The following is a 24227-nucleotide window of genomic DNA, read 5'->3' as shown; positions in this document are numbered from 1 at the left end:
TAGCCGGGGCCGGGATATTGCGCTGCTGTGCGATGGGTCTTTATCGGCCGGCAGCTCTCCGCATTCCTGCTCCGTTTTCTTCCGAAGCAAAAAAGTGATAGGTTTGCGCGCAGAAAACGACCCATGAAGCATTCCCAGACCATTGGTATTCTTGCAGCCATCGCCACTATCGCCGTTTGTTTTTTGCCATGGGTGGTTATCCCGGGTAAGCAGCTGGTGATAACGGGTATGGATGCGGCCGGCACCAATTTTGGCAAGCCCGGACTTGTCAACAGCATCCTCTGCGTAGTCATGATCGTGTTGTTTCTGGTACCGCGTATCTGGTCCAAACGCACCAATGTATTCCTTGCAGCGCTCAACCTGGCATGGTGCTTCCGCAACTACCTGCTTGTTTCCACCTGTATGATGGGTGAATGCCCCGAAAAAAAGAGCTGGCTGTTTGCACTGTTGTTTCTGGGTATTACTATACAGCTGATGGCTTTGTTGCCCAAGATCCCATTACCGCAGAAAAAATAGCGGGCGTACACCGGATATCAGTCCAGTATACGCAGCGATCTGCTGATGATCGCAACCGATTCGAGCAGCTGCTCCCTGTTGATCACCAGCGGCGGTGCAAAACGTATCTTGTCGCCATGCGTGGGTTTGGCCAGCAGTCCGTTTTGCATCAGTTCCATACAAATATCCATGGCCGCATCTTCTTTGGGATGCCTGATAATAATGGCATTCAGCAGTCCCTTGCCACGTATCGTCTCAATATGCGGCGACCCGATCGATGCCAGTTCTTTCCGGAAGACCTCGCCCAGTACAGCGGCATTCGCTGCCATATGTTCTTCTTTCAATACCGTAAGCGCGGCCATGGCCACTGCACAGGCCAGCGGGTTGCCGCCATAGGTTGAACCATGTTCCCCCGGTTTGATGTTCAGCATAACCGCATCATCGGCCAGCACGGCAGAAACGGGCAGCAGGCCCCCGCTCAACGCCTTGCCCAGTATGAGTATGTCCGGACGAACCTGTTCATGGTCGCAGGCCAGCATTTTCCCCGTACGGGCCAGGCCTGTCTGTATCTCGTCAGCGATAAAAAGCACCTGGTATCTGGTGCACAGTTCGCGAACGGTGCGGAGATAGCCTTCGTCGGGCACCACCACGCCGGCTTCGCCCTGTATGGGTTCTACCATAAAGGCGGCGGTGTTTTTATCGGACAATGCTTTTTCGAGCGCAGCCGTGTCGTTATAGGGTACCAGGTCAAAACCCGGCATAAAAGGCCCGAATCCCTCGTAGCTCGAGGGGTCGGTGGAGGAGGAGATGGCCGCAAGCGTACGTCCCCAGAAATTGCCTTCGGCAAATACGATCCTCGCCTGGTTTTCGGCGATGCCTTTTTGGGTGTAGGCCCAGCGCCGGGCCAGTTTGATGGCCGTTTCACCGCCCTCCACGCCCGTGTTCATAGGAAGCACTTTATCGTACCCGAAATAACGGGTGATGAACTGCCCATATTCGCCAAGCAGGTTATTGTGGAATGCGCGCGAAGTAAGCGTCAGTTTTTTGGCCTGTTCGGTCAGGGCGGCAACGATACGGGGGTGACAATGACCCTGGTTCACCGCGGAGTAGCCGCTCAGAAAATCGAAGTATTTTTTGCCTTCCACATCAAACAGAAAAACACCTTCTCCTTTTTCCAGCACTACCGGAAGGGGATGGTAATTGTGTGCGCCGTACTGTTCTTCCAGCGCAAGAAATGACCTGGTTTTATCAGATAACATAGGGAAATAGAAATAGTAAATGAATCATTGAAAACACCGCTGTAAATAACAAGGGAGATAAACCGCCGCGACGCGATAATCCGCAGGTATACGCGATCAGTTCGCCCGGGAAACACACGGGTGGTCGAGAAAATCAAGATTGAGCAGGAGAAAACACATAAACATCGATTGCAGCGGCAAAATACGCTAAATGGATGGCATTGCCGCCGCAGATTGCGGATCAGCAATGAAATAATCTGCGAATCCGCGGCAATTGCCCCCTATTTTCAAATTTTCACCTCTTCAAATTTTCAAATTCCCTCCCCCCGCTTATTTTCGCAGAAACCCAACCCTTGTCACTGCCGGAAGTTGCCATCGTCATCCTGAACTATAACGGGAAAATCCATCTGGAAAGATTTCTTCCCTCCGTGCTGGCATCCGGCTACCCCAAACTGCGGGTGATCGTGGCTGATAACGCCTCCACAGACGATTCGGTTTCTTTTCTGCAGACGCAATACCCGGATGTTGAATTACTGACGCATCCTGTTAACGAGGGTTTTGCGGGCGGATACAACTGGGCCCTGAAGCGGGTGGTTTCCGATTATTATGTGTTGCTGAATTCGGATGTGCTGGTAACCACCGGCTGGATAGAACCGATCGTGTCGCTGATGGAATCGGATCCGCAGATCGCGGCCTGTCAGCCCAAACTCTTGTCATGGAATGCGCCCGACTGCTTTGAATATGCGGGTGCAGCGGGTGGCTGGATAGACCTGCTGGGATATCCTTTCTCGAGGGGCCGGGTGTTTGATGTGTGCGAGGAAGACACCCATCAGTACGATACGGCTGCGCCTGTTTTCTGGGCATCGGGGGCTGCCATGTTCATCCGCGCAAAACTGTACCACGAAATGGGCGGTCTCGATGCAGGATTCTTTGCTCACCAGGAGGAGATCGATCTGTGCTGGCGTATGCAGCTGGCGGGGTACCGCATCATGGCCTGTCCGCAATCGGTGGTATACCATGTGGGTGCAGGCACGCTGCCCAGGGGCGGTAAAAAAGTATTCCTCAATTTCCGCAACAACCTGGTCATGCTCTGCAAGAACCTGCCCTGGTACGAGAAGCTATGGAAGCTGCCGGTACGTATCGGGCTTGATGCGGTATCTGCCTGGAAGGGTTTGCTGGGGGGCGACAGGGCTTTTTTCACCGCTATTTTCTGGGCCCATATGGCCCTGGTCAAATGGCTGGTAACACAGCGTTACCGGGCGCCTTTCCCGAGAAAACCACTGCAGCAGCTGACAGGCGTGTACGGAGGAACCATCGTATGGAAATATTTTATACGGAAGAAGACGCGTTTTATGGAAATTGTTGATAATAAGCTTCGTTAATATCTGATCTCTCCCTTATTTTTGCGATGCAATTCAAAACTATGTCACACGAAATAGAAGATAACAGTAAGAAAGATTTTACCAAGAGCTGGGTAAACTCTTCCCGTTTCCTGTTTTATCTGCAGGCATTCTGTATACTGGCATTTGTATTGGGCGGTTGTTACCGTTTGTACCACCAGCGCTATGAGGGTAAACCCAAGGTGGAGGTGCAGAAAAGCTCACAGTACAAACCTGAGTACGAGCAAAAAAAATAGGCCGAAAAATTTTGCCAGGAACTTCGTTTGGCTATTTTTGCACTCCCAAATTCAGTTCTTATACATCACTATCCACCTTCGCTGAAGCTTCGGTGGATGATAAACGGAAGCAGCTCATTTGGTAGAGCATCCCCACGGTATTGTGAGGACCAAGGCCGGAAGGCCGGTTTTATCAGGTGTGTTGAAATAATGCGGAAGTAGCTCATTTGGTAGAGCACGACCTTGCCAAGGTCGGGGTGGCCGGTTCGAGCCCGGTCTTCCGCTCCAGAAAGGTCCCGTCAGGTTTTGCTGATGGGATTTTTTTTGACCTATCTTCACGATATGCGCCCCGGTGGTGGAACTGGTAGACACGCAGGACTTAAAATCCTGTTCGCCGCAACGCGAGTACGGGTCCGATTCCCGTCTGGGGCACTGATAAACGGGTAACTGAATAGATCGCAATCGCGGTCTATTTTTGTGTACAGGATTTTGTTTGCAGGTAATCGGTCATATGGTCCGGTTTCTGTTCGCCTGAGCCACAGAACTGATCTCTTCGGATCCAGGCTTTCGGTAAAAGTGTCCCTGTTTCAAACCGGTCCTGCACCGTTACCGCTGCAGATAGGCTGCTATGCCGTATTTTTAGTGCAATGAAAATTTCCTTCACCAAATTGTCAATCCTTTTATTGGTATCCTGTTCTCCGGTGCTTTTTACCGGATTTCTCGGAATCGAAAACTCACCGGGTGTCAGGCCAGCAGCAATAAAACCACCAAACGTGGTTATCATTTTTATGGACGATATGGGTTACGGGGACCCGGTTTGTTATGGCGGCGGCCCTTACAAAACACCGAATATTGATGCGCTCGCTGCGCAGGGGATACGCTTCACGGATTTCTATGCCGCACAGGCTGTTTGTACAGCTTCACGCGCCGCGCTGCTCACAGGTTGCTATCCCACGCGCATTGGTATGCATGGCGCTCTCGACCATTCATCTGCGATCGCATTGAATCCGGATGAAATAACCATCGCCGAAATGCTGAAAGAAAAAGGATATAAAACCGGGATGGTAGGTAAGTGGCATCTGGGCAACAAAGCGCCGTACCTGCCGCTTCAGAACGGGTTCGATGAATTTTACGGGTTGCCTTATTCAAATGATATGTGGGCATATGATTATGACGGCAAACCCTGGAAGGACACTGCTTTCTGGCGGGCAAAATATCCGCCGCTGCCTTTGATCGAAGGAAATACTGCGATCAAGATCATCAAATCATTCAACGACCAGGACAGTCTTACATCCGACTATACCCGGAACGCCACAGCCTTTATCAAAAAAAACAGGAATCATCCTTTCTTCCTGTACTTCGCACACGCTATGGTGCATGTGCCATTGGCTGTTTCCGCAAGGTTTAAGGGGAAGAGCGGAGCCGGTATGTTCGGCGATGTAATGGAGGAAGTGGACTGGTCAGTGGGAGAGGTGGTGAAAACACTGCGTGAAAACAACCTGCTGGAGAATACCATCATCGTATTCACCAGCGACAACGGCCCCTGGCTTACATTCGGGAATCATGCAGGTAACACTGCCGGCCTTCGCGAAGGAAAAGGAACCGCCTGGGAGGGCGGATTGAAAGTGCCCTGTATCATCAGTTGGAAAGGACATACAAAAGCAGCCACGGTAAACAACAACCTGCTTACCGCAATGGATATACTGCCAACGCTTGCTGATATAACAGGAGCAAAACTCCCTGCACAAAAAATCGACGGTATATCCTGCAAAGACCTGTTGCTTGGCAAAAGCAGCAAAGCTCCCCGTGATGAGTTTGTTTATTACTACGATAAAAACAACCTCAAAGCCATCCGCAAAGGAAAATGGAAACTGGTGTTCCCTGCCAGATCGCAGACGTACGGTCCGCCTGCCACTATCGGCGGTGATCGGTATCCTGGAAAATATGCACAGGTGGATGTGCCGCTGGCATTATATGATCTGTCGACCGACCCCGGGGAAGACAGGGACGTAAAGGATCGGCATGCAGAACTGGTTAAGAGCATGACGGAGATCGCCGATAAATACCGCCGCGCACTCGGTGACGGCCTGACACAAACAACCGGCAACGAAGTTCGCCCTGCAGCCCAGTTCAGGTAATCGGATGCCTGTGCAATCCGTCTCGTCTTCAGGCAATCGAATCCGGGATGCAATAGCACCTACTGCAATAATGTTTATTTTCATTTTTTATCTATTTACCCTGCATGAAAAAGTACCTGTACCCGATGTTTGTTCTGATAAGCCTCCATACGGGAGTCTCTGCACAAAATACTATTCCCACATCCGGTGAGCAGGACCGCGCTTACTGGAGCAACCTGCTGTACACGATCGCCTACCCGGTTGTGCACAGCATGGCGCAGGGAAAACTGCACAAAGACCTGCCGCTCGAAAAAGGACCGCACTATTACCTGAAAGTGGAGAAAGTGACCTACACCGAAGTGGTGGGCAGAACAATGGCCGGTATTGCCCCCTGGCTGGCATTGCCCGACGATGATACGGAGGAGGGAAGGATGCGTAAACAGATCAGGACCGAATTGCTGCAGGGACTGCCCAACCTGGTCAATCCCGAACACGAAGATTACCTCAATTTCCGCACCGAAGGACAGCCCATCGTAGACGCCGCATTCATGGCACAGGCTTTTATGCGCGCGCCAAAAGCACTGTGGGAGCCGCTGGACCCGGTTACCAAGAAAAGGATCGTAGCGGAATTCAAATCCCTGCGCGACAGGAAAGCAGCCTACAGCAACTGGTTGTTATTTGCGGGTATCACAGAAGCGTTCCTTATGCAGGTGGGAGAGCAGTACGATCCTGCGCGCATGGATTTCGCTTATCATAAAATGAAGGAATGGTATGTGGGGGATGGCTGGTATTCGGATGGAGAGGCTTTTGCGTTTGACTACTACAATTCATTTGTTATACATCCCATGATGGTGGATATGCTCGGGGCCATGACGGAGAAATCCCTGATGAATAAAACCGAGTATGCGCTTGCGGTAAAACGGATGGTGCGTTATGCAGAATCGCAGGAAAGAATGGTATCGCCCGAAGGAACCTTCCCGGTTATCGGCCGGTCGATCGCTTACCGCATGGGTGTGTTCCAGGCATTGGCACAGGTGGCCCTGCAGCACCGGTTGCCTGCATCGGTGACACCGGCGCAAACACGCTGCGCCATGACAAGCGTGATGAAGCGGCTGTTTGAACCGTCCGGCACCTTTGATGCAAACGGCTGGCTGCAGATTGGTCTGGCCGGACATCAGCCCGAGCTGGGCGATCAGTACATCAGCACCGGCAGCCTGTACCTTACCACGGTTGGGTTTCTGCCGCTGGGATTGCCGGCAGACGATCCTTTCTGGACGGCGCCCGCGGCCGACTGGACGGCAAAGAAAGCGTTCAGCGGACAGTCTGTGCAGAAAGATTACAAAGTGAATTACTGAACGGCAGCGGCCTGGTCTCTTTTTTTGAACAACTGCGCAACCAGCTCCATCGACCGTTGTTTTTTCTCAACGGAATAAATATGCGATGCCGTCATGATCTCATCAACGCCGGTTGTATCGAGAAAGGACTGCAATTGTTTTTGTAACGTATCGGTTGTGCCCAGAAAGGAATAGGCGGTCATCTGCATCACACCCAGCTTTTCTCTTTCGGTCCAGATATCATCCATGGAGGCAACAGGAGGAGGCAGCGGTCTTCGGTCGTTCCGGAACAGGCCCAATGCCAGTTGGTAAAAAGATGTAGCCATGGATGCTGCTTCTTCATCCGATTCCGCCGCGATCACATTCACGCATGCCATGGCGTAAGGTTGTTGTAAAAATGCGGATGGTTTGAAATGTTGGCGGTACACTGCCATCGCATCCATCAGTTGCGCAGGCGCAAAATGAGAGGCGAATGCAAAGGGCAGACCCAGCATCCCCGCCAGCTGCGCACTGAAAGTGCTTGAGCCCAGCAGCCATACAGGCACATGCGTATTCTCACCCGGTATCGCCCTGATTTTTGCTTCGGGATCGCGGTCGCCCAGGTAGTTCAGTAACTCGATCACATCATTGGGAAACTGGTTCACATCGCCTGTAAGGTTTCTTCTCAAAGCATGCGAGGTAACAGGATCCGTACCGGGTGCGCGGCCAATACCCAGGTCGATCCTGTTGGGGTATAAAGACGCAAGCGTTCCGAATTGTTCGGCTATCACCAATGGTGCATGGTTGGGTAGCATCACTCCGCCCGAACCAACCCTGATCGTATGGGTTCCGCTGGCCACATAACCCGCCAGCACTGCCGTGGCAGCCGAGGCCACACTTTCCATATTGTGGTGCTCGGCAAACCAGTAACGCGTATAACCCAGCGACTCTGCCTGTCGGGCGAAGGATAGGCTCCGCGCAAAAGCGGGTCCCGGAGAACCATCGCCTTCTATGATCGTGGCCAGGTCAAGCACGGAAAAAGGGATCTCTGATAATTTCTTCTGCATAACAATTATGCAAATTGGTTTTTTCCGGAGGAACCGGCAAACAGAGATAAGCAGCGCTGTGCAAAACAAATAGCCGCAGATCCGCAGATTATCCTTAGTTATCTGCAGATCCGCGGCGTTACAAACATTAATTGAAACGGAGATTGTAGGTAACCGCTACACCTGCATTCTGCAGATCACCCAGTCCGCGATTGGAAAAAACATGGTTATAGAAAGCATATACATTCCAGTCGTAGTTCTGCCAGCCCAGCTGTGGTTTAACATATACACCTCCGTTGTGATCGGGCAGGTTGGTGCTGAAGGTATAACCCACATCGGTGCCTGCCAGCAGACCCGGTTGCTTGGGATAATACCTGATCAACGCACCAAGCGGAATGGCACCGAAATCACTGTAGCCATTCTTGCCAAAATAGTGCGTGTAACCGGTTGCCACACCCAGTCCCCAGTTAGGCGATGCCATCATTTGCCCACTCAGGTCTGCACCGAGTGCAAACGAACTTGCCTTTGCGGTATTGCCAACGGGTATACTGGGAGAAATGCCGGCCTTTAACCAGGATGTCCTGCTGTTCACATTGTCTTTGTGCGCTGTTTCCTGTGCCATAGCGCCTGCACCAAAGCACAGCGCTGCTGCGGTAAATAATAGTCCTTTCATAAGATGATGTTTTCAGCTTTGTTAAAAAAAACTATGCCAAAAATTCACCAAACCCGGAACAGGGTTTGTATAACTACTGTAAAAAGCGTTTTATGCGACTGAAGAAAATATTATTCAGAAAGGGTTTTAACAATTTTATCACAGATATCATCGAGCGGTTCCAGGTTACACGCGATGAAGTGTTGCAGGCGGTATCGCATTTCGGCGATTTCAGGGCGAAAGTGTATACCTACTTTATCGTACGCGCCTACCAGCAACGAAACGGGCTGCGCGTGGAAGATGTAAAGGAAAGCGTCGTAAACCGATGGTTCCCTTCTTAGATGGTTGGATGGATGATTGCCGATTGCCGATTTATATTATCTGCAATCGGCAATCTGCAATCTGCAATCGGACATTGTCCATCGGCAATCGCCTTATTTTTTCCTCACGCCTTCATTGGTCATCTTAACCGGCCTGATGAATCCTTTTTTATCGAAATACATTTCATCGATGCAGGTTACGCGGTCGTTGCCGCCTTTTCTGTCGAGCGGGCGGCGGTGGTATACGATCACCCAGCGGTTGTTACCTGCCTGTATCACCGAATGATGTCCTGCGCCGGTGGCGATCGTTGAGTCCTGCTGTAATATTTTTCCCACCCGTTCAAAAGGGCCGAAGGGCGAATCGGCAATGGCATAGGCAACGGAATAATTGGGGCCGGTCCACCCGCCTTCTGACCACATGAAATAATACTTACCATTGCGCAGTAACATATAGGGACCTTCCACATATCCCTTGGGGGTGATCTCCTTGAACAGGGTGCCATCATCAAAAGGAATAACGCCGGTGAAATCCGCATTCAGCTTCGCGATATTGCAATGCCGCCATCCGCCATAGATGATATAGCACTGCCCGTCCTTGTCTTTGAATACGAACTGGTCTATCGGCTGCGCACCATTGTAAAATTTATCGATCAGCGGTTTTCCGAGATGATCGGTGAACGGTCCTTCGGGTTTATCCGATACCGCTACGCCAATGCCGCCGTATTCCCGGTCGTTCTGTATATCGTTTGCGCCGAAGAACAGGTAATATTTTTTATTCTTTTCCACGATCGCCGGCGCCCACATAGCGCGCTTTGCCCACTTGATCCGCGAAGTGTCGGTGATGCGTTCGTGTTTTGTCCAGTTAACCAGGTCATCGGAAGAAAAAGCATCAAAGAACACCTGCTGCCGGTAAGGCGCTGAATAGGTAGGGTAGATCCAGAATTTCTTTTTGAATACCGCGCCCTCGGGGTCGGCATACCAGCCGGGAAACACCGGGTTGCCCGATGTTGTTTTCTGCGCATGAACATAACCGCCGCCGGTAAGCAATAACAAAACAAAAACGGTTTTGTACAGGCCAAAAGCAGAAGAAAGCCTGCCGGCGCCTGGATAAATTGTTGTTTTCATGTGGGATTATTCAGAACATTTTACGCAATTTCAGGATAATAATGGTATGCCGATATGAGAAACTTTTTTTTCTGCAGGCACATAACCTCAGAAAGATGGCAGCAAAGATCGATGCTTCTTTACCGCCTTTTACCAATCGTATCCCAAAAGCTGCTCTCTGACACATAACCAAAAAAGAAACCGCCTCAACTTGCATTGAGACGGCCCCTCACTTGCCTTACGGGCAGGTGCCTTCAGGTGTACATGATGCATCCGTACCAGCGCCGCAGACCTTGATCGAAACCTTCGGGTCTGAGCTGCAGGTTCCAGTCATCAATACCCAATCACCGCCGGCGGGAGTAGCGTTGGCTTAGCTTAGCAGAGAAATGCTTCCACCCGTATTGGTGGAAACGTTCAACCCAATCGCTGCAAGAAATAATTCTGCAGTACAGATTGCTAAAAACTTCTGTTTCATTGGAAAAGTTTTTAAGGTTAAAAGATGAATCGGATATATGGAAGATGGTTTTTATAAAAAAATAAAATGTAATTAAAGCCTTCGTGAAATTAAAGCAATTGGCATTTTTAAAACCGGACTGCCTGCATATGGTAGTGCAGGCAGCATTGATGGCTTTGGCCCCTAAAAAAGAAATGTGACGGAAGTTTCTTGTCTCAATTCAATATATACATTGGTGCCCTTGGTCAATGACTGATTAAGGAAAGGCCTTCCTGGAACATTGCACCAGATCCCAGGTCTTTTATAGTCAGGCTATTCACTGTGCCTATGCCCGCAAAGGAAATATCAATTCCATATAGGTTGTGCAATGGAAATTGATAGGAAGTGCTGTAAATCAATTTATCGTTTACAAAAAGACTCACTTTTTTATGAACCACCCGCAGTTGAATTACACCGCCCTGGCTCAGGTCGTTGCCTAAAAAGCTTAGGTTTTCTGTTCCACCATCTTTCACAACCTCTGAAAAACGAAGCGATGCCCAACTCACGCAGCCTGGCTTCAAAATAACAACACTGTGTTTAGACTTTGTGCCATAAATATTAAGGTTTACTTGCGAGCATCTTACACCCGGTCGCAAGGCAGAAGTCGTTACTTTAGCCGTCAGTTCAAAATTATCACCGTCAATGCCCATGGGCTTTACATTGGTAAAGCGTACAAAAAAAGTGTGGTTGGTGTCAACGCCTGCATGAAGCAGTTCACTTGTGTTAACCTGCAACTTTCCATTTTTGAACAGGTGATCGCTGTTGACGGGGTACACTCTGGTTGTATCATGCTCCATTTCGGCAGTAGCAGTCCAGCCATTATTTTTAAGATAGACGGAAACAGTATCTAATGGAAGCCCTGCATATTTTAAAACTGCATAATAGCGTCCAGGCACTTCATAATAATGTGTAAAAAGAGTCCCTGCCGTCTCTTTCTTTTCAGTTTTTTTATCTCCAAAATCTACAGTGAAATTTGTAGTATTTCCTGAGAATCCCGGGGGCAAATGAATTCTAAAATTTGCTGAGTGCGGATTGCCGCCTTCCGCATTGTTACAAATAAATTCTACGCCTGTGGCATTTACCGGTGGCACCGTTTCTTTTTTACTCATCAATTGCCATACTAATATTATTACTGCCGTGGATGTGACGATACCGATTGGGAGCCATTTTTTGGGGAAAGAGGCAAATGGAATTTCTTTTGCACCTATTTCCGGAGGTGACGCAGGTTGTTGAATTTCATTTAAAACCGGTTCGGGCTCTTTTTTCTGCTTTACCGGCCTATGATTTTTTTCAACAAAAGTTTCCCAACTTTTAAAGCCTGCAAAAAAGGCCAACGCGTCTCTTGTAGCTTTTTGGGGATAATATCTTTCCGGTGTTTTTAGCTTGCCAAAAATTCGTTTCAGCGTACTAGGGCTTATCTGTACGTCCGTAATCCTGGCGAGAATGCCGCTTAGTTTTATATAATCCCTGTTTGTCCAGGTCGCAATGGCAGGGTTGCCATATTTTTCCCCCACGTACCGGCAGCAAAGCTCCAGGTGATAGAAAGATTCCTTGCTTTCATATGGTTCATTCTCAGCAGCCATCGTAATGTAAAATTCTAATTTTCAGTGGTTAAACGTGCCCGAAAGTCTGATAAGCCAATTATAGGATAATTGCATAATAGGCTATTCCAGTTTAAAATGTGTTTTCAAGTACAAAAATAGATGTTTTCAATTACTAAATCCTGTGATATGTCGATGCATTGCAGCGGATTATTTTTATGTCAACTTGGTTTTTAGTAAGGGCTTAAATTTATTGTTGTAATCTTTTTATAACTCTACGCATTTTAATAAATAATTGTCGCATTTTGCTCAAATTGTGAATTCGCTTTGATGTATGGACTAAAGCTGTGCTGGTCTAAAGCCTCAGCCATTCAATTTCAACCCAATGGGGGAATTGCGATTAGAAGAAAAAACTGCCTAATTTTTTTATTCAGCAACCGTCGTTTTATAAACAATGGTTTTACTGGCTTGCTAAAATATATAAAGAGAGCCTTAGTACCACTTAAGTTTACTCTCGCGAAGTTTTATCAGCTTATGCACTGTTATGCCTGATCAAAAAATAATGCTGTTACCGGCGTCGCGATAATACTGGCGAGGAATGTGTTTAAGCCTATTCGAACGTTGGTGCCACAACTTGCCTAGACGATAAAGATACCAAGGTCAAAAAAGCGGGGTTCATTAAAAGGAAATAACCGTATTTCCGCAGGCTGCAGGATTGCCTATACAGTCGACCACCAACACTATTAAAAATATGGCCGGTTAGATGGGCATTTGCAATATTGGTGGCATAGCCATTCTTCCAAACCTTTGTATACAAATAGCTAGAGCTTATCTCAAAAGTCCGTTTTAGTTAATTTTTATATCAAAAACTTATATAGCCGCACCTGATTTTCAGATGGAAATAGGTTGATTAAAGGTTCCCGATAGTAGAAATTTATGACTTTTGAGATAGCCTGTAGTGAAGAACGGCAAACAACAATTAATGTAAGCTTAAAAAAAAATTCTGACAATCCCTGGCAAGAATGCTAGGCAGGCTTATATAATTCCGGTTTCTCCACGTCGCAATGGCAGGGTTGCCATATTTTTTCCCAACGTAGCGGCAGCAAAGCTGTAGCGGATAGAAAAAATCCTCGCTTTCATATTGTCCATTCTCAGCAGCTATTGGAATGTAAAATTCTAATTTTCAGCGTTTTAACGTGTCCAAAATTTTGATAAGTCAATTGCACAGGGCAAAACTTGGAAAGCCTGTTTTTGCAAATCTAAATTTACTTCTTCTTAAAAAAAATTTACTACCCGCGGCCCACGAAGGGTAAAAAACCAAAACGAAAGTTGCTGTATGAAAAAGAAACTGCTTTTAAATCTTCTGCTGATCTTGTGCCTATCTCCTGTGGCATGGGCACAAAACAAAGTGGTAAAGGGCGTAGTTACCGATGCCATTACCAAGGCTCCGCTCAGCGGGGCAAGTATCATCGTTCCTGGCGCCAAGGCCGGAGCCTCCACCGACAATACAGGTAAGTTCTTTCTCCAAGTTCCCAACGGAACTAAAAACATCCAGGTGTCTATGGTAGGCTATCAAACGAAAACCGTAGATGCCACTGAGCGCACCCTGCTTAACATTGCACTTACCGGTGAAGTAAAGGAGATGGATGAAGTCGTAGTAGTGGGTTATGGCGCCCAAAAGAAAAAAGACCTTACAGGTGCTGTATCTTCTATCGGTGCAAAAGATGTGGGAGGCAGACAGACGGTACAAATATCGGAAGCCCTGCAGGGAAGTATTGCAGGCGTATCCGTAACCAGGAACAGTGCTGCGCCAGGCGCAGGTGCGACAATTCTCATCAGGGGTATAACTACTATAGGAACTAATAGCCCTCTCTTTATTGTAGATGGTGCGCCAGTAAGCAATATTGATTTGGTAAATCCTAATGATGTTGAAAACCTCACTGTATTAAAAGACGCTGCATCGGCAGCCATTTACGGCTCGAGGGGGGCTGCGGGTGTAATACTCATTACCACTAAAAGAGGAAAAATTGGACAAAGCAGCCTGGAATATAATTATGAATATGGTGTGCAACAGGCAACGGCTATGCCTGAATACGTGGGTATTCAAGACTATTACCGTTATTTCAATGAATTAAAGACCAACGATGGCGGTTCGCAATTTTACCCGGATGCCTTTATTAACAGCTATCTAGACAGTAACAGGGTGAATCCTGACAAATTTCCCAATGTTGACTGGCGGAAAGTACTTCTTAAACCTAATGCTCCCCGCAATAGGTATGATCTCGTTTTCACTTCCGGGAATGATAAAATAAGAACCAAAGCTTCTTTTGGTTATCAAAAAGTAGGGGCTTTCTACGATAATTATGATTACCAGCGTTATCAATTCCGTGTGAATAATGACCTGCAGATCAGCAGTAAACTTTCCGCTAATCTGGATCTTTTTTATAGGCGTTCTTCCACCAATACTCCTTCTAATAATCCGATTTATGAAAGCCGGCAATTTCCTGCTTTTTACGATGATTTCTACGATGATGGCCGCTATGCTTATGGAAAAGATGGCCGCAATCCTATTGCACAATTAAGAGAGGGCGGTTTTGGTCATGGCATATCGAATGAGCTTTCAGGTAGAATTGGACTTCATTTTAAACCTATTACAGGCCTTACCTTAAGCGCTATGGTGGCTCCAACCTTTGACTGGAACAAGTCAAAAGGATTTGGTAAACCCATAAGTTATTTTGCAAAGGAAGACCCAGCATTAGTTGTAGCAAGAAATTCTACTCCTAAGGCTGTTTTAACTGAAGGCCGTTCGGAAAGCTTAAATATTAATGGGCAGTTTTTAGCAGAGTACACGAAGAATATCGCAAATGTTCATACGATTAATGTAATGGCTGGCTACGAAGAAATTTATGCCTCCAATGAGTCGGTTACTGCCAGAAGAACAGGATTTCCTTTGCTTGATTTTCCTTACCTAAATGCAGGTACTACAGAAATCATGGAAAGCTATGGTGGTGCCAGTGAGAATGGATTGCATTCTTTCTTCAGCAGGTTGCAGTATAATTTTAAAAATAAATATTACGTACAAGGAAATCTTAGGTATGATCAATCTTCAAGATTTGCAAAACAAAATCGAGGAGCCTTTTTCCCTTCTGTTTCTGCAGGATGGACGATATCGAATGAATCTTTTATGAAAAACATAAACTGGCTTTCTTTCCTGAAGTTGAGAGGATCCTGGGGTAAAGCAGGGAACGAGCGCATTGGCGATTATCCTTATCAGGCCACACTCGATTTTACAACAGCTTTGTTCTTACAAAACGGTCAAGTTGTGCCTTTGCCAGGCGCTGGTCAGCAAACCTACGCTGTGAAAGATATTTCCTGGGAGACTACAAAGACAACAGATGTTGGTATCGAGGCTTCTTTCCTTAACAACCGATTAAATCTGAGTGCAGATTATTATAGAAAAACGACTACTAACATTCTGCTTCCACTCGACATTCCACTATATATTGGATATGATAAACCTTATCAAAATGCCGGTACACTGTATGTAAATGGATGGGAATTGGAGTTAGGGTGGAAAGACAGGATCGGCAAAGTAAATTATTCAGCCGCCTTCAATCTCTCCGACGCCAAATCCAGGATTGGTGATCTAAAAGGCACGCAATTTCTGGGCGACCAGGTGATTAAAGAAGGTAGCGAATATAACGAATGGTATGGCTATTTAACCAATGGACTTTTTCAAACACAAAATGACCTAAATGGTGCACCTGTAGCTAATGCCAACACCAAGCCTGGTGATATTCGTTTTCTTGATGTGAGCGGCCCTAGTGGCAAACCTGATGGAAAGATAACACCTGATGATAAAGTATTATTGGGTGGCGCAATGCCTCGGTATCTCTATGGGGGTAACCTGCGAGCCGACTATGGCGGATTTGATTTTGGCATCGCATTTCAGGGCGTTGGAAAAAAATTATCAAGGCTGGGTAATGATGTGGTGAGACCTTTTCTCGAAGCTTTTGGTAATGTGCCTGCGAATCTGGCCGGTAATTTTTGGAGCAAGAATAATACGGCTGAACAGAATTTGAGTGCTATATATCCACGACTAACTGATAAGATGGCCAGCACTAACTATGCGCTATCGGATTTCTGGCTCCTGAGTGGCGCTTATTTCAGGCTGAAAAATATAACGCTTGGCTACACTTTAAAGCAAGGCTCTTTGAAAAAGGCGGGTATCGAAAGCTTGCGTTTCTATATTTCAGTTAACGATTTATTCTCAATCAGCAAATTCCCGCGTTACGTTGATCCGGAATCAGGCGATGCCGGCTACCCCATAGTAAGAACAATTATGGCTGGAGCCAGCATCAAATTTTAATGTGATTGGAAACTGAATAAAAAGAAATAATGGGTCTATTGCCTTAAACGTATTTGTCACCTTGGCAGCCCCATTCAAAAATTAATTTTATAAAAATATAGGAATGAAAAAGATATTTTTAATCATTGCGGCAACAGCAGGATTAACAGCTTGTCATAAGCTTGATCTTTCAGACCCTTCCGGACCATCAACAGGAAGCTTTTATGAAAATCAAACCCAATTGGAACTTGCTGTAAACGATTTGTATCGGATGCCATTTTGGGATAAAGACAACGAGTTCTTCTCTGATAATGTTATTTACCGTCAATTCGGAAATGCAGTCATAAACGGTACTATGAACTCCGAGGATGGCAGTGTAAAAGCCTATTGGTTGAACTGCTATAAAGCTATAGCCAGGGCCAATGCTTTTATTGCCAATGAAGGTAAGGCAGTGGGTTCTGCTCCTGCCAGCGTTATCACAAAACTTGAAGCGGAAATGAGGCTGATAAGAGCTTATGAATATTCAAGACTCATTACTCATTTTGGAGATGTCCCATTTATCACCCAGCCCACTTCTTTGGAAGGAGCATACGACGTAACAAGAACCAGTAAAGATAAAATATTGAATTTTATTTTTCAGGAGCTTGACTTCGCTTCTGCCAATCTACCTGTTTCCTATCCCACGTCAGATGTCAGAAGATTGACAAAAGGACTTGCATTTGCCGTTAAAGCCAGAACAGCACTGTATATGAGCAAATGGCAGGAAGCAAAAGTGGCTGCGGATTCAGTAATCAATCTCGCCAATAATGGGGTGTATAGCCTTTATTTTAATTTTCCGGGATTGTTTTTGAAGGACGGCGAAACAAGCAGGGAAATTATCTGGTCTGTGCCTTTGGATGAAAAGCAAAAAGTGTACAACCAGGCAGAAGGCTGGGTAAAAGAATTTATTTCACGCAATGCCGGAGGTTACGGCGCTTATTTTCCTTCATTTGATGCCATAGACGCTTTTGAATGTACCGACGGGTTGCCTATAGATAAATCACCACTTTATGATCCCCGCAACCCATTTAAAAATCGTGACCCACGCCTAACAGCTTCTATCGTTGAATTTGGTACGCCCTGGTTGGGGTTTTCTTACCAGCCTCATCCGGATTCATTGCAGGTGCGAAATTATAAAACCGGCGGATTGGTTTTAAACAGGGATTCCAGGGGTACCACCGCAGGCCAGTTTGCAAGCTTCACCGGACTTTTGTGGAAAAAGGGAATTGACCAGAGTTGGGCCGACAGGTTATTGGAAGATAACGATGTAATCCTGTTTCGTCTTGCTGAAATGTATCTGACCTATGCTGAAGCTAAAATTGAATTAGGTGCAATTGACCAGTCTGTTTTAGACGCCATTAATAAAGTAAGAGCAAGAGGCTACGGTGTGCCAGTTACGGCGGTAGGTTCTTATCCCGCCGTGAAGACCTTAGACCAGGCTGAATTGAGAAAAATCGTAAGAAGAGAAAGAAGAGTTGAGTTTATGCTGGAAGGTCTTCGTTATATGGATCTGATAAGATGGAGGTTGGCAGAAAAGGTTTTGACTAAACCGGTCTATGGACTCGTGGATCCGGCTCAACAAAAACGTGATAAATGGCCTTTTGCAGGCGTTACGCCGCTGGATAATGATGGCATTGGCGATTATTCAACGTTTTTTACCAATGGCTATATACGAAATTTACTTGAAAGAAAATTTGATGCTTCGCGACAGTATTTGTGGCCTATTCCCCAGGTAGAGAGAAATGTTAATCCAAACATCACTCAAAACCCCGGCTACTAAAAAATCTAGAAGAAGGCAGCTATAGATTCGCTGCCTTCTTTAACCAAGTTTTTACTATAGAAATTACCTGAATGAAATTTTTATCCAAATGGGTTACCCTGGCACTGTGCGTAGGAATTTATGCCCCGTCAAAAGCACAGTCATCTTCCTTTACAAAGCCATTTCATTTGAACTCCAAAAAGCCTTTGCAAATAAGCGGTGTGTATCCAAGTCTCGCCGTGTTTAACGAAGGACACACCAAAGCCATTAAAGAAAAAAATGCAAATGGCTATGCTACAAATATGGAAGGAAACGAATGTGGTATCGGCGCTATTGTGCCCTGGGAAAATAAATTGTGGATGATTACTTATTCGCCACACTCACCAAATGGTAGTGCTGATAAATTATACAGCATAGACAATAATCTTAACCAGGTGATCCATCCCGAAAGTGTAGGCGGTACACCAGCTGGCAGGATGATTCATAAGGAATCAAAACAATTGATTATTGGTCCTTATTTTATTGATTCAAATTCGCACATCAGGGTAATACCTCCATCCATTATGCCAGGAAGGTTAACAGCCATAGCCCGCCATCTTACAAACCCTGCCAACATGGTTTACTTCTATGATATGGAAGGAGCTCTTTACGAGGCAAATGTGCATACGCTTGCCGTAAATAAATTGTTTCAAAAACCGGTGCCGGGCTGGCACGGCAAAGGTGCTTATACTGCGCAACACCAACTTGTTGTTGCCAATAATGGTGAAGATGCCGTGTTTAAGGTGCCAGAAGGCATGCTGCAAGTTGGTAATAGTAAACCACAAACGCCAGAAGAAAAGGGTGTGCTCGCAAGTTGGGATGGAACGACATGGAAAATTATCAAGCGCAGGCAATTTACTGATGTTACCGGTCCTGGCGGTATTTATGGTTCGTCTAACGATAAAAGCCCTCTGTGGAGTATTGGTTGGGATAAGCGCTCTGTAATTTTAGAATTATTAGATGACGGGAATTGGCATACTTATCGGTTGCCAAAGGCTGCTCATACCTACGATCATTTTGGCGGCTGGTACACCGAGTGGCCTCGCATCCGTGAAGTGGGTAATAGTAAAATCCTGATGGACATGCATGGGATGTTTTATGATTTTCCAAAAAAATTCAGCTATAAAAACAGCGGCGGCTTATCACCTATAGGAACCCATCTTCGATACATACCTGATTTTACAAACTGGAATGGCCAATTGGTATTATCAACAGACGAAACCACTATACTGCAAAATCCAATGGCAGGCCGTTCGCAATCCAACCTGTGGTTTGGCCAATGGGATGACCTGAAGCAATGGGGAGCTACCAGCGGCTGGGGCGGGCTCTGGATGAATGATTCAGTGAAAGCCGGTCAGCCATCCGATGCCTTTTTATTCAGCGGGTTGAGTCGAAAAATGATCCATTTAAGTCATGATGCAGACCAGCCCGTAAAGTTCACATTGGAGATAGATAAAAGTGGTAATAACCAATGGCAGGTGTATAAAACGATAACAGTGCCTGCCCAAGGCTATCAATATTTTATTTTCCCTGAAGGTTTCTCTGCTGATTGGATCAGGGTAGAGGCCGATAAAAAATGCAGGGCCACCGCCTTTTTCCACTTTACCGGTAAAGCCCTGCATGCAAAGCAGGATGCCATGTTTTCTTCGCTTGCAAGCATAGATGATGCTGGCGATGTGCAGGAAACACTTATCCGCCCTGCGAGTCATAATAAAAATCTGCAAGTACTGAATGTTACCGATGGAAAAAAGCAATACGCTGAAGTAAACGAGAACATTGAATACTTAAGTGGTGTTGCAGACAGCACGGCCCAAATGGAAAGGCTGCTGGGCTTGACAAAACATTTTGAAACAGATGATGCGTCGGTGATTGTGCATGATAAAACCGGCACTTTCAGACTGCCAAAAACTTTTTCCAACTATGATGCATTCACCAACTACCGCGATGCCCGGGAAGTGGAGTCGGAAAGATATATGTTAAATGCACAGGGAACTTTTTATGAGGTGGGCAGGGAGTCTGGATTTATTGCCATTCGTCCCATAACCACGCATAAAAAGAAGATCGTGGACTTCTGCACCTGGCGTGGCTTACTGGTGATGAGCGGCACAAAAGCAAACGCAAAAAGCGATGGGCATTATTTTCCTATGCAAAACCAAAATGGCGGTTTATGGTTTGGCGCCATTGACGACCTGTGGAAACTGGGTAAACCTGTTGGTGAAGGAGGGGTGTGGAAGAACACTGAGGTGAAAGCGAACACACCCTCCCTTCCTTACCTCATGACAGGCTACGACAAAAAGAGAATAACATTAACGGCTAATAAGGATGTAACAATTACACTTGAAGTGGATGTTGATCTTATGGGCTGGCACCAGTATAAAAAAATAAAAGTGCCTGCGGGCAAAACGATTCATTATACTTTTCCTGATGGTTATAGTGCACACTGGATCAGGGCCGTCGCCGACAAAGATTGCAAAGCTACCGTGTGGTTGAAATATGATTAATACAAGATGAGAAAGGAAAATTTTATAGCCTGTATCCTGCTGTCTCTTTTTACCTGTATTGGCCCTGCGGGGGCCCAGCAAAAGCAAGAGATTCCTTATTTTTTAAAACACTATAAAAGCCTGTATGTAAAAGATCGGCGTGCGGCCACCTTGAAATGGTTTGAAAATGCCCGCTTTGGTTTATTTGTGCACTGGGGCCCTTCAGCTGCTTACAAAGCCGGCGACTGGGTATTATATGATCGTAAAATGCCGCTGCAACAATACATGGATGAAGCCATGAAGTTTACAGGCGCAAAGTGGAATGCCGATTCTATCTGTGACCTGGCCGTAAATGCCCGGATGAAATACGTGACATACGTGGTAAAACATCACGACGGCTTTGCACAATTTGCCAGTAAGGCAGGGCCATTCAACAGTATGAATGCAACAGCTCATCGCGATTTTTTAAAAGAGATGGCCACCTCCTGTAAAAGGCATGGACTGGGGTTGTTTGTATATTATTCCATTGGCATAGACTGGACGCATCCTTTTTATTTGACCGAAAAATATTACAGTGCTGCTCGTCCTAATTACGACAGTGCTCATTTTCCAAAGGACCTGATTCGTTTCAAAGGCAAGGAAGATTTTGTGCACTATTGGAATTATGTAAAAACACAGATCTATGAGCTTTGCACCAATTATGGTCCATTGGCCGGCTTTTGGTTTGACCCGATTGGCGGCGCCTATACCAATGCAGATGTCTTTGACATGACAACGATTTACAGCATGATCAGAAAATTGCAACCCCAGGCGCTGGTTTCTTATAAAACGGGATACAATGGTGAAGAGGATTATATCACCTGTGAGCATGAGGTAAAATCCATCACCGACTTGATGAGAAATGTTCAGGGAGAAAAAACAGCAGTGGCAGCCGAAGCGGCCTGGCAAAAAAACAAAGCCAAACCCGCCGAGTTGTGTACCACCATGCAAAGCATTAACTGGGGTTATTGCGAAGGTCCGAAGCAAAAACACAAGACACCGGAACAGGTAATGGCTTTGTTACAAACAGCCGCAGCCAATAACGCCAATTTGTTGTTGAACATCGGCCCTTACCCTGATGGAGGTATTGTCCCTCAGGATAAAGAAACCCTCGTTGCGGTAGGTGAAATATTAGGCAGGCAGGGATTTCCCAAACCAGACAAAACAAACTTTATGAAGTTAAGAGAAACAAAAACAAAGATTACGGCTCGAGACCTGGAAACACAAAAATGAACCGGCAATAAAAAGGTTCCTCATATAGCGTAAGCACATGGGGAATTAATGGTTCGAATTAATGCTATTAAAGAATAGCTTGCTCTTTGAAAGTATGTGGAACAAATTATGGAACGGTGATAAAATGGTACTAGTCGTCAGCGGACAGTTCGCAGCGAAGAGCAGATCGGGGTCTGGTCGAGTAATATGAAAAGAATGATTACAATGCTGTGAGCATTTACTCGCTGATCGCTACCTGCAAATTGCATGATGTAAACAACACAAACTGGCTCAATTAAGTGCTGACAGTTATGCCGACATCCTTCGAGCCGTATTGCCAAACTGCTTCCGCACAACCGGAAGTCCAGGACCGTCTAATTCATAATTTATTTGCCATAGATCAAAGAGTTGCACTACAGAAGTGACGGCAGGGATCACTATCATACCTGTAGTGTAAGCGAAATAATATTATTTAACAAAGGAAACGCTGGGCAGGCATAGGTCATACCTGTAGTTGCTCAAACGATTACCATATAGCAAGCGGTAGTTTTCCTCAGCCCCGGTTTTACAGTTCCGGGGCTTTTTCAATTTTTTTTAAAAAAAAATAAAATGTTCAGTGAGCAGGAAAATAAATAGTCCGATGACAAACAAAAAAACAACTTTTCAATACCTGTTTTGTGCGCCGGTAATTGTAGCCGCACTGGGTTATTTTGTAGATATCTACGATCTTTTGCTTTTTGGTATTGTACGCATTCCAAGCCTTAAAGATCTTCACTTGGATGACGCAGCCATATCAAAACAGGGCGCCAGCATTTTAAACTGGCAAATGACCGGTCTTTTGTTAGGAGGCATTTTGTGGGGTGTTTTAGGTGATAAAAAAGGAAGGCTGTCTGTGCTTTTTGGATCTATCATTACCTACTCTGTTGCCAATTTTGGTTGTGGTTTTGTGCATGATGTTACAACTTATAAACTGTTGCGCTTTATTGCCGGTATAGGTCTTGCGGGGGAATTAGGCGCAGGTATCACTTTGGTATCGGAAACGCTGCCAAGAAATTTGAGAGCCCTGGGAACTTCTATAGTGGCAGGCGTTGGTCTATTGGGAGCCGTAGTAGGTTATTTTACAGTGGAGCTGTTCAACTGGCGCAATGCTTATTTTGCCGGAGGCGGGCTGGGTATTCTTTTATTGCTTTTAAGAATTGGTGTTTTTGAATCCGGCCTTTTTAAAACCATGAAGGATCAAAAAGGATTAAGCAAAGGAAATATTTTGACTTTCTTCAACGACAAGGACCGGTTTTTCTTATACCTCAAATGCATTGGCATAGGACTGCCCACCTGGTATGTCATCGGCATCCTTTCTACCTTCAGCAACGAAGTAGGCCAAGCCCTGGGCATAATCGAAGAAATAAAGCCAGGCCTCACCGTTATGTGGTGTTATGTGGGCCTGGCTGCCGGCGATTTGTTAAGTGGATTTATCAGTCACTGGATGCAGTCGCGGCGTAAAGCTGTGGCCTTGTTAATGGGCTTTACATTTATCGGCAGCATTGTCTATCTCTACGCGGGCATACACAGCGCAGCCACTTTATATTTCACAGCCTTGTGGTTAGGCTTTGGCATTGGTTACTGGGCCATGTTTGTCACTATAGGCGCCGAGCAGTTTGGAACCAATGTGAGGGCTACAGCGGCCACGACTATTCCCAACATGGTAAGGGGCACGGTAGTAGCCATGACGCTTTCTTATGGCGTATTGAAACCTTTAGTGCACGAAGTAAATGCTGCCGCCATTGTTGGACTGGTATGTTTTGCCATTGGCTTTTATTCCATCCTTACAATACCGGAAACACACGACCGCGATTTGGATTTTATCGAGGGATTTTAACACTGTTTGCAGTTTGTAAGCAACTATGATTATAAATGACAAAACACATTATCCATGCTTGGTACTATATATGGCGCTTTCATTTTATTACTTCTTTGGCGGGATTAATTTCAGGTACAATTTTTAATCAGCATGGGAATAATCTCATTCTTATACCATGAATATGAAACGAATCATTAAATGTCTTCTTATTAGTTTTCTTATTGCAGGTTGCGGCCGCTTCAATAAGTAAGAAATGGATACAACTAAAGATATCCGTATCGTATCCATCTCCAAGCATCTGACCGAAATGTTGTTCGCATTGAGTAAGGACACAGTATTGTTGCATTAGGGTTTTGTCTGGTCTCGATGCCCTCATCATCGAAACTAGTATTGATTATGATCCGTACAAACAGAAAGGTCTGATTTCCTTATGTAAATTATATTCTTAAACGAAAATCGAGTTCCGAAGGAAATAGAGAAAGCGCAGGCAACACTTGCAGAATTTCATTTTTGGTGAAT

16 protein-coding genes and 2 tRNA genes are annotated in these 24227 nt (G+C 45.9%); 13 read left to right on the top strand and 5 right to left on the bottom strand.

Annotated elements, in window-relative coordinates; genetic code table 11:
- The first annotated feature begins 123 nt into the window (after positions 1 to 123).
- Positions 124 to 516 carry a hypothetical protein gene (locus tag GWC94_RS08020; RefSeq protein WP_161834529.1) on the top strand — a complete coding sequence of 131 codons (393 nt, stop codon included), beginning with the start codon at positions 124 to 126 and terminating at the stop codon, positions 514 to 516.
- A 17-nt stretch (positions 517 to 533) separates the two neighbouring features.
- Here GWC94_RS08020 and rocD read toward each other — a convergent pair whose 3' ends face one another.
- A complete protein-coding gene (rocD, locus tag GWC94_RS08015; RefSeq protein ID WP_161834528.1) occupies positions 534 to 1754 on the bottom strand; it encodes an ornithine--oxo-acid transaminase in 1221 nt (406 codons plus the stop codon).
- A 332-nt stretch (positions 1755 to 2086) separates the two neighbouring features.
- Between rocD and GWC94_RS08010 the strand changes: the two genes are divergently transcribed.
- From GWC94_RS08010 to GWC94_RS07985, 6 genes are all read left to right on the top strand, one after another.
- Positions 2087 to 3115, top strand: a complete 1029-nt coding sequence (locus GWC94_RS08010) for a glycosyltransferase family 2 protein (RefSeq protein WP_161834527.1) — start codon at positions 2087 to 2089, stop codon at positions 3113 to 3115.
- A gap of 41 nt (positions 3116 to 3156) precedes the next feature.
- Positions 3157 to 3369, top strand: a complete 213-nt coding sequence (locus GWC94_RS08005; protein WP_161834526.1) for a hypothetical protein — start codon at positions 3157 to 3159, stop codon at positions 3367 to 3369.
- Positions 3370 to 3560: 191 nt separating this feature from the next.
- Positions 3561 to 3636 (top strand) — tRNA-Gly (locus GWC94_RS08000).
- Positions 3637 to 3694: 58 nt separating this feature from the next.
- Positions 3695 to 3780 (top strand) — tRNA-Leu (locus GWC94_RS07995).
- A 341-nt stretch (positions 3781 to 4121) separates the two neighbouring features.
- On the top strand, positions 4122 to 5486 hold the full coding sequence (locus GWC94_RS07990; RefSeq protein ID WP_317163449.1) for a sulfatase family protein: 1365 nt from the start codon (positions 4122 to 4124) through the stop codon (positions 5484 to 5486).
- Between the two features lie 104 nt (positions 5487 to 5590).
- On the top strand, positions 5591 to 6820 hold the full coding sequence (locus tag GWC94_RS07985; RefSeq protein WP_161834524.1) for a DUF2264 domain-containing protein: 1230 nt from the start codon (positions 5591 to 5593) through the stop codon (positions 6818 to 6820).
- On the opposite strand, the gene GWC94_RS07980 is transcribed toward GWC94_RS07985, so the two are convergent.
- Both GWC94_RS07980 and GWC94_RS07975 read right to left on the bottom strand, forming a co-directional pair.
- Positions 6814 to 7845, bottom strand: a complete 1032-nt coding sequence (locus tag GWC94_RS07980; protein WP_161834523.1) for an LLM class flavin-dependent oxidoreductase — start codon at positions 7843 to 7845, stop codon at positions 6814 to 6816. The genes GWC94_RS07985 and GWC94_RS07980 overlap by 7 nt on opposite strands.
- 127 nt (positions 7846 to 7972) lie before the next feature.
- Positions 7973 to 8497, bottom strand: coding sequence for a hypothetical protein (locus tag GWC94_RS07975; protein WP_161834522.1), 525 nt, complete (start codon positions 8495 to 8497; stop codon positions 7973 to 7975).
- A gap of 92 nt (positions 8498 to 8589) precedes the next feature.
- Between GWC94_RS07975 and GWC94_RS07970 the strand changes: the two genes are divergently transcribed.
- Positions 8590 to 8817 carry a hypothetical protein gene (locus GWC94_RS07970; protein ID WP_161834521.1) on the top strand — a complete coding sequence of 76 codons (228 nt, stop codon included), beginning with the start codon at positions 8590 to 8592 and terminating at the stop codon, positions 8815 to 8817.
- A 93-nt stretch (positions 8818 to 8910) separates the two neighbouring features.
- On the opposite strand, the gene GWC94_RS07965 is transcribed toward GWC94_RS07970, so the two are convergent.
- Both GWC94_RS07965 and GWC94_RS07960 read right to left on the bottom strand, forming a co-directional pair.
- Positions 8911 to 9921: a glycoside hydrolase family 43 protein gene (locus tag GWC94_RS07965; protein ID WP_161834520.1), complete on the bottom strand. Its 1011-nt coding sequence runs from the start codon at positions 9919 to 9921 to the stop codon at positions 8911 to 8913.
- Positions 9922 to 10599: 678 nt separating this feature from the next.
- Positions 10600 to 11976 carry a hypothetical protein gene (locus GWC94_RS07960; RefSeq protein WP_161834519.1) on the bottom strand — a complete coding sequence of 459 codons (1377 nt, stop codon included), beginning with the start codon at positions 11974 to 11976 and terminating at the stop codon, positions 10600 to 10602.
- Between the two features lie 1294 nt (positions 11977 to 13270).
- Here GWC94_RS07960 and GWC94_RS07955 point away from each other — a divergent pair.
- The 5 genes from GWC94_RS07955 to GWC94_RS07935 all read left to right on the top strand — a co-directional run bounded on the left by GWC94_RS07955 (position 13271) and on the right by GWC94_RS07935 (position 23726).
- Positions 13271 to 16303: a SusC/RagA family TonB-linked outer membrane protein gene (locus tag GWC94_RS07955; RefSeq protein WP_161834518.1), complete on the top strand. Its 3033-nt coding sequence runs from the start codon at positions 13271 to 13273 to the stop codon at positions 16301 to 16303.
- Positions 16304 to 16406: 103 nt separating this feature from the next.
- Positions 16407 to 18101: a RagB/SusD family nutrient uptake outer membrane protein gene (locus GWC94_RS07950; protein WP_161834517.1), complete on the top strand. Its 1695-nt coding sequence runs from the start codon at positions 16407 to 16409 to the stop codon at positions 18099 to 18101.
- 71 nt (positions 18102 to 18172) lie between these two features.
- Complete coding sequence (locus GWC94_RS07945; protein WP_161834516.1) at positions 18173 to 20620, top strand: hypothetical protein; 2448 nt, start codon at positions 18173 to 18175, stop codon at positions 20618 to 20620.
- A gap of 6 nt (positions 20621 to 20626) precedes the next feature.
- Complete coding sequence (locus GWC94_RS07940; protein WP_161834515.1) at positions 20627 to 21871, top strand: alpha-L-fucosidase; 1245 nt, start codon at positions 20627 to 20629, stop codon at positions 21869 to 21871.
- 619 nt (positions 21872 to 22490) lie between these two features.
- Positions 22491 to 23726 carry an MFS transporter gene (locus tag GWC94_RS07935; protein ID WP_161834514.1) on the top strand — a complete coding sequence of 412 codons (1236 nt, stop codon included), beginning with the start codon at positions 22491 to 22493 and terminating at the stop codon, positions 23724 to 23726.
- Positions 23727 to 24227: the final 501 nt, after the last annotated feature.

This window comes from Sediminibacterium soli, assembly GCF_009939225.1.
Lineage (GTDB): Bacteria > Bacteroidota > Bacteroidia > Chitinophagales > Chitinophagaceae > Sediminibacterium > Sediminibacterium soli.
This window is presented reverse-complemented; position numbering and strand designations above follow the sequence as displayed.

Coding starts and splice junctions, on each gene's coding strand:
- GWC94_RS07980 (WP_161834523.1), bottom strand. CDS start 7,845: ATGCAGAAGAAATTATCAGAGATCCCTTTTTCCGTGCTTGACCTGGCC.
- rocD (WP_161834528.1), bottom strand. CDS start 1,754: ATGTTATCTGATAAAACCAGGTCATTTCTTGCGCTGGAAGAACAGTAC.
- GWC94_RS07955 (WP_161834518.1), top strand. CDS start 13,271: ATGAAAAAGAAACTGCTTTTAAATCTTCTGCTGATCTTGTGCCTATCT.
- GWC94_RS08005 (WP_161834526.1), top strand. CDS start 3,157: ATGTCACACGAAATAGAAGATAACAGTAAGAAAGATTTTACCAAGAGC.
- GWC94_RS08020 (WP_161834529.1), top strand. CDS start 124: ATGAAGCATTCCCAGACCATTGGTATTCTTGCAGCCATCGCCACTATC.
- GWC94_RS07975 (WP_161834522.1), bottom strand. CDS start 8,497: ATGAAAGGACTATTATTTACCGCAGCAGCGCTGTGCTTTGGTGCAGGC.
- GWC94_RS07985 (WP_161834524.1), top strand. CDS start 5,591: ATGAAAAAGTACCTGTACCCGATGTTTGTTCTGATAAGCCTCCATACG.
- GWC94_RS07960 (WP_161834519.1), bottom strand. CDS start 11,976: ATGGCTGCTGAGAATGAACCATATGAAAGCAAGGAATCTTTCTATCAC.
- GWC94_RS07940 (WP_161834515.1), top strand. CDS start 20,627: ATGAGAAAGGAAAATTTTATAGCCTGTATCCTGCTGTCTCTTTTTACC.
- GWC94_RS07935 (WP_161834514.1), top strand. CDS start 22,491: ATGACAAACAAAAAAACAACTTTTCAATACCTGTTTTGTGCGCCGGTA.
- GWC94_RS07965 (WP_161834520.1), bottom strand. CDS start 9,921: ATGAAAACAACAATTTATCCAGGCGCCGGCAGGCTTTCTTCTGCTTTT.
- GWC94_RS07970 (WP_161834521.1), top strand. CDS start 8,590: ATGCGACTGAAGAAAATATTATTCAGAAAGGGTTTTAACAATTTTATC.
- GWC94_RS07950 (WP_161834517.1), top strand. CDS start 16,407: ATGAAAAAGATATTTTTAATCATTGCGGCAACAGCAGGATTAACAGCT.
- GWC94_RS07945 (WP_161834516.1), top strand. CDS start 18,173: ATGAAATTTTTATCCAAATGGGTTACCCTGGCACTGTGCGTAGGAATT.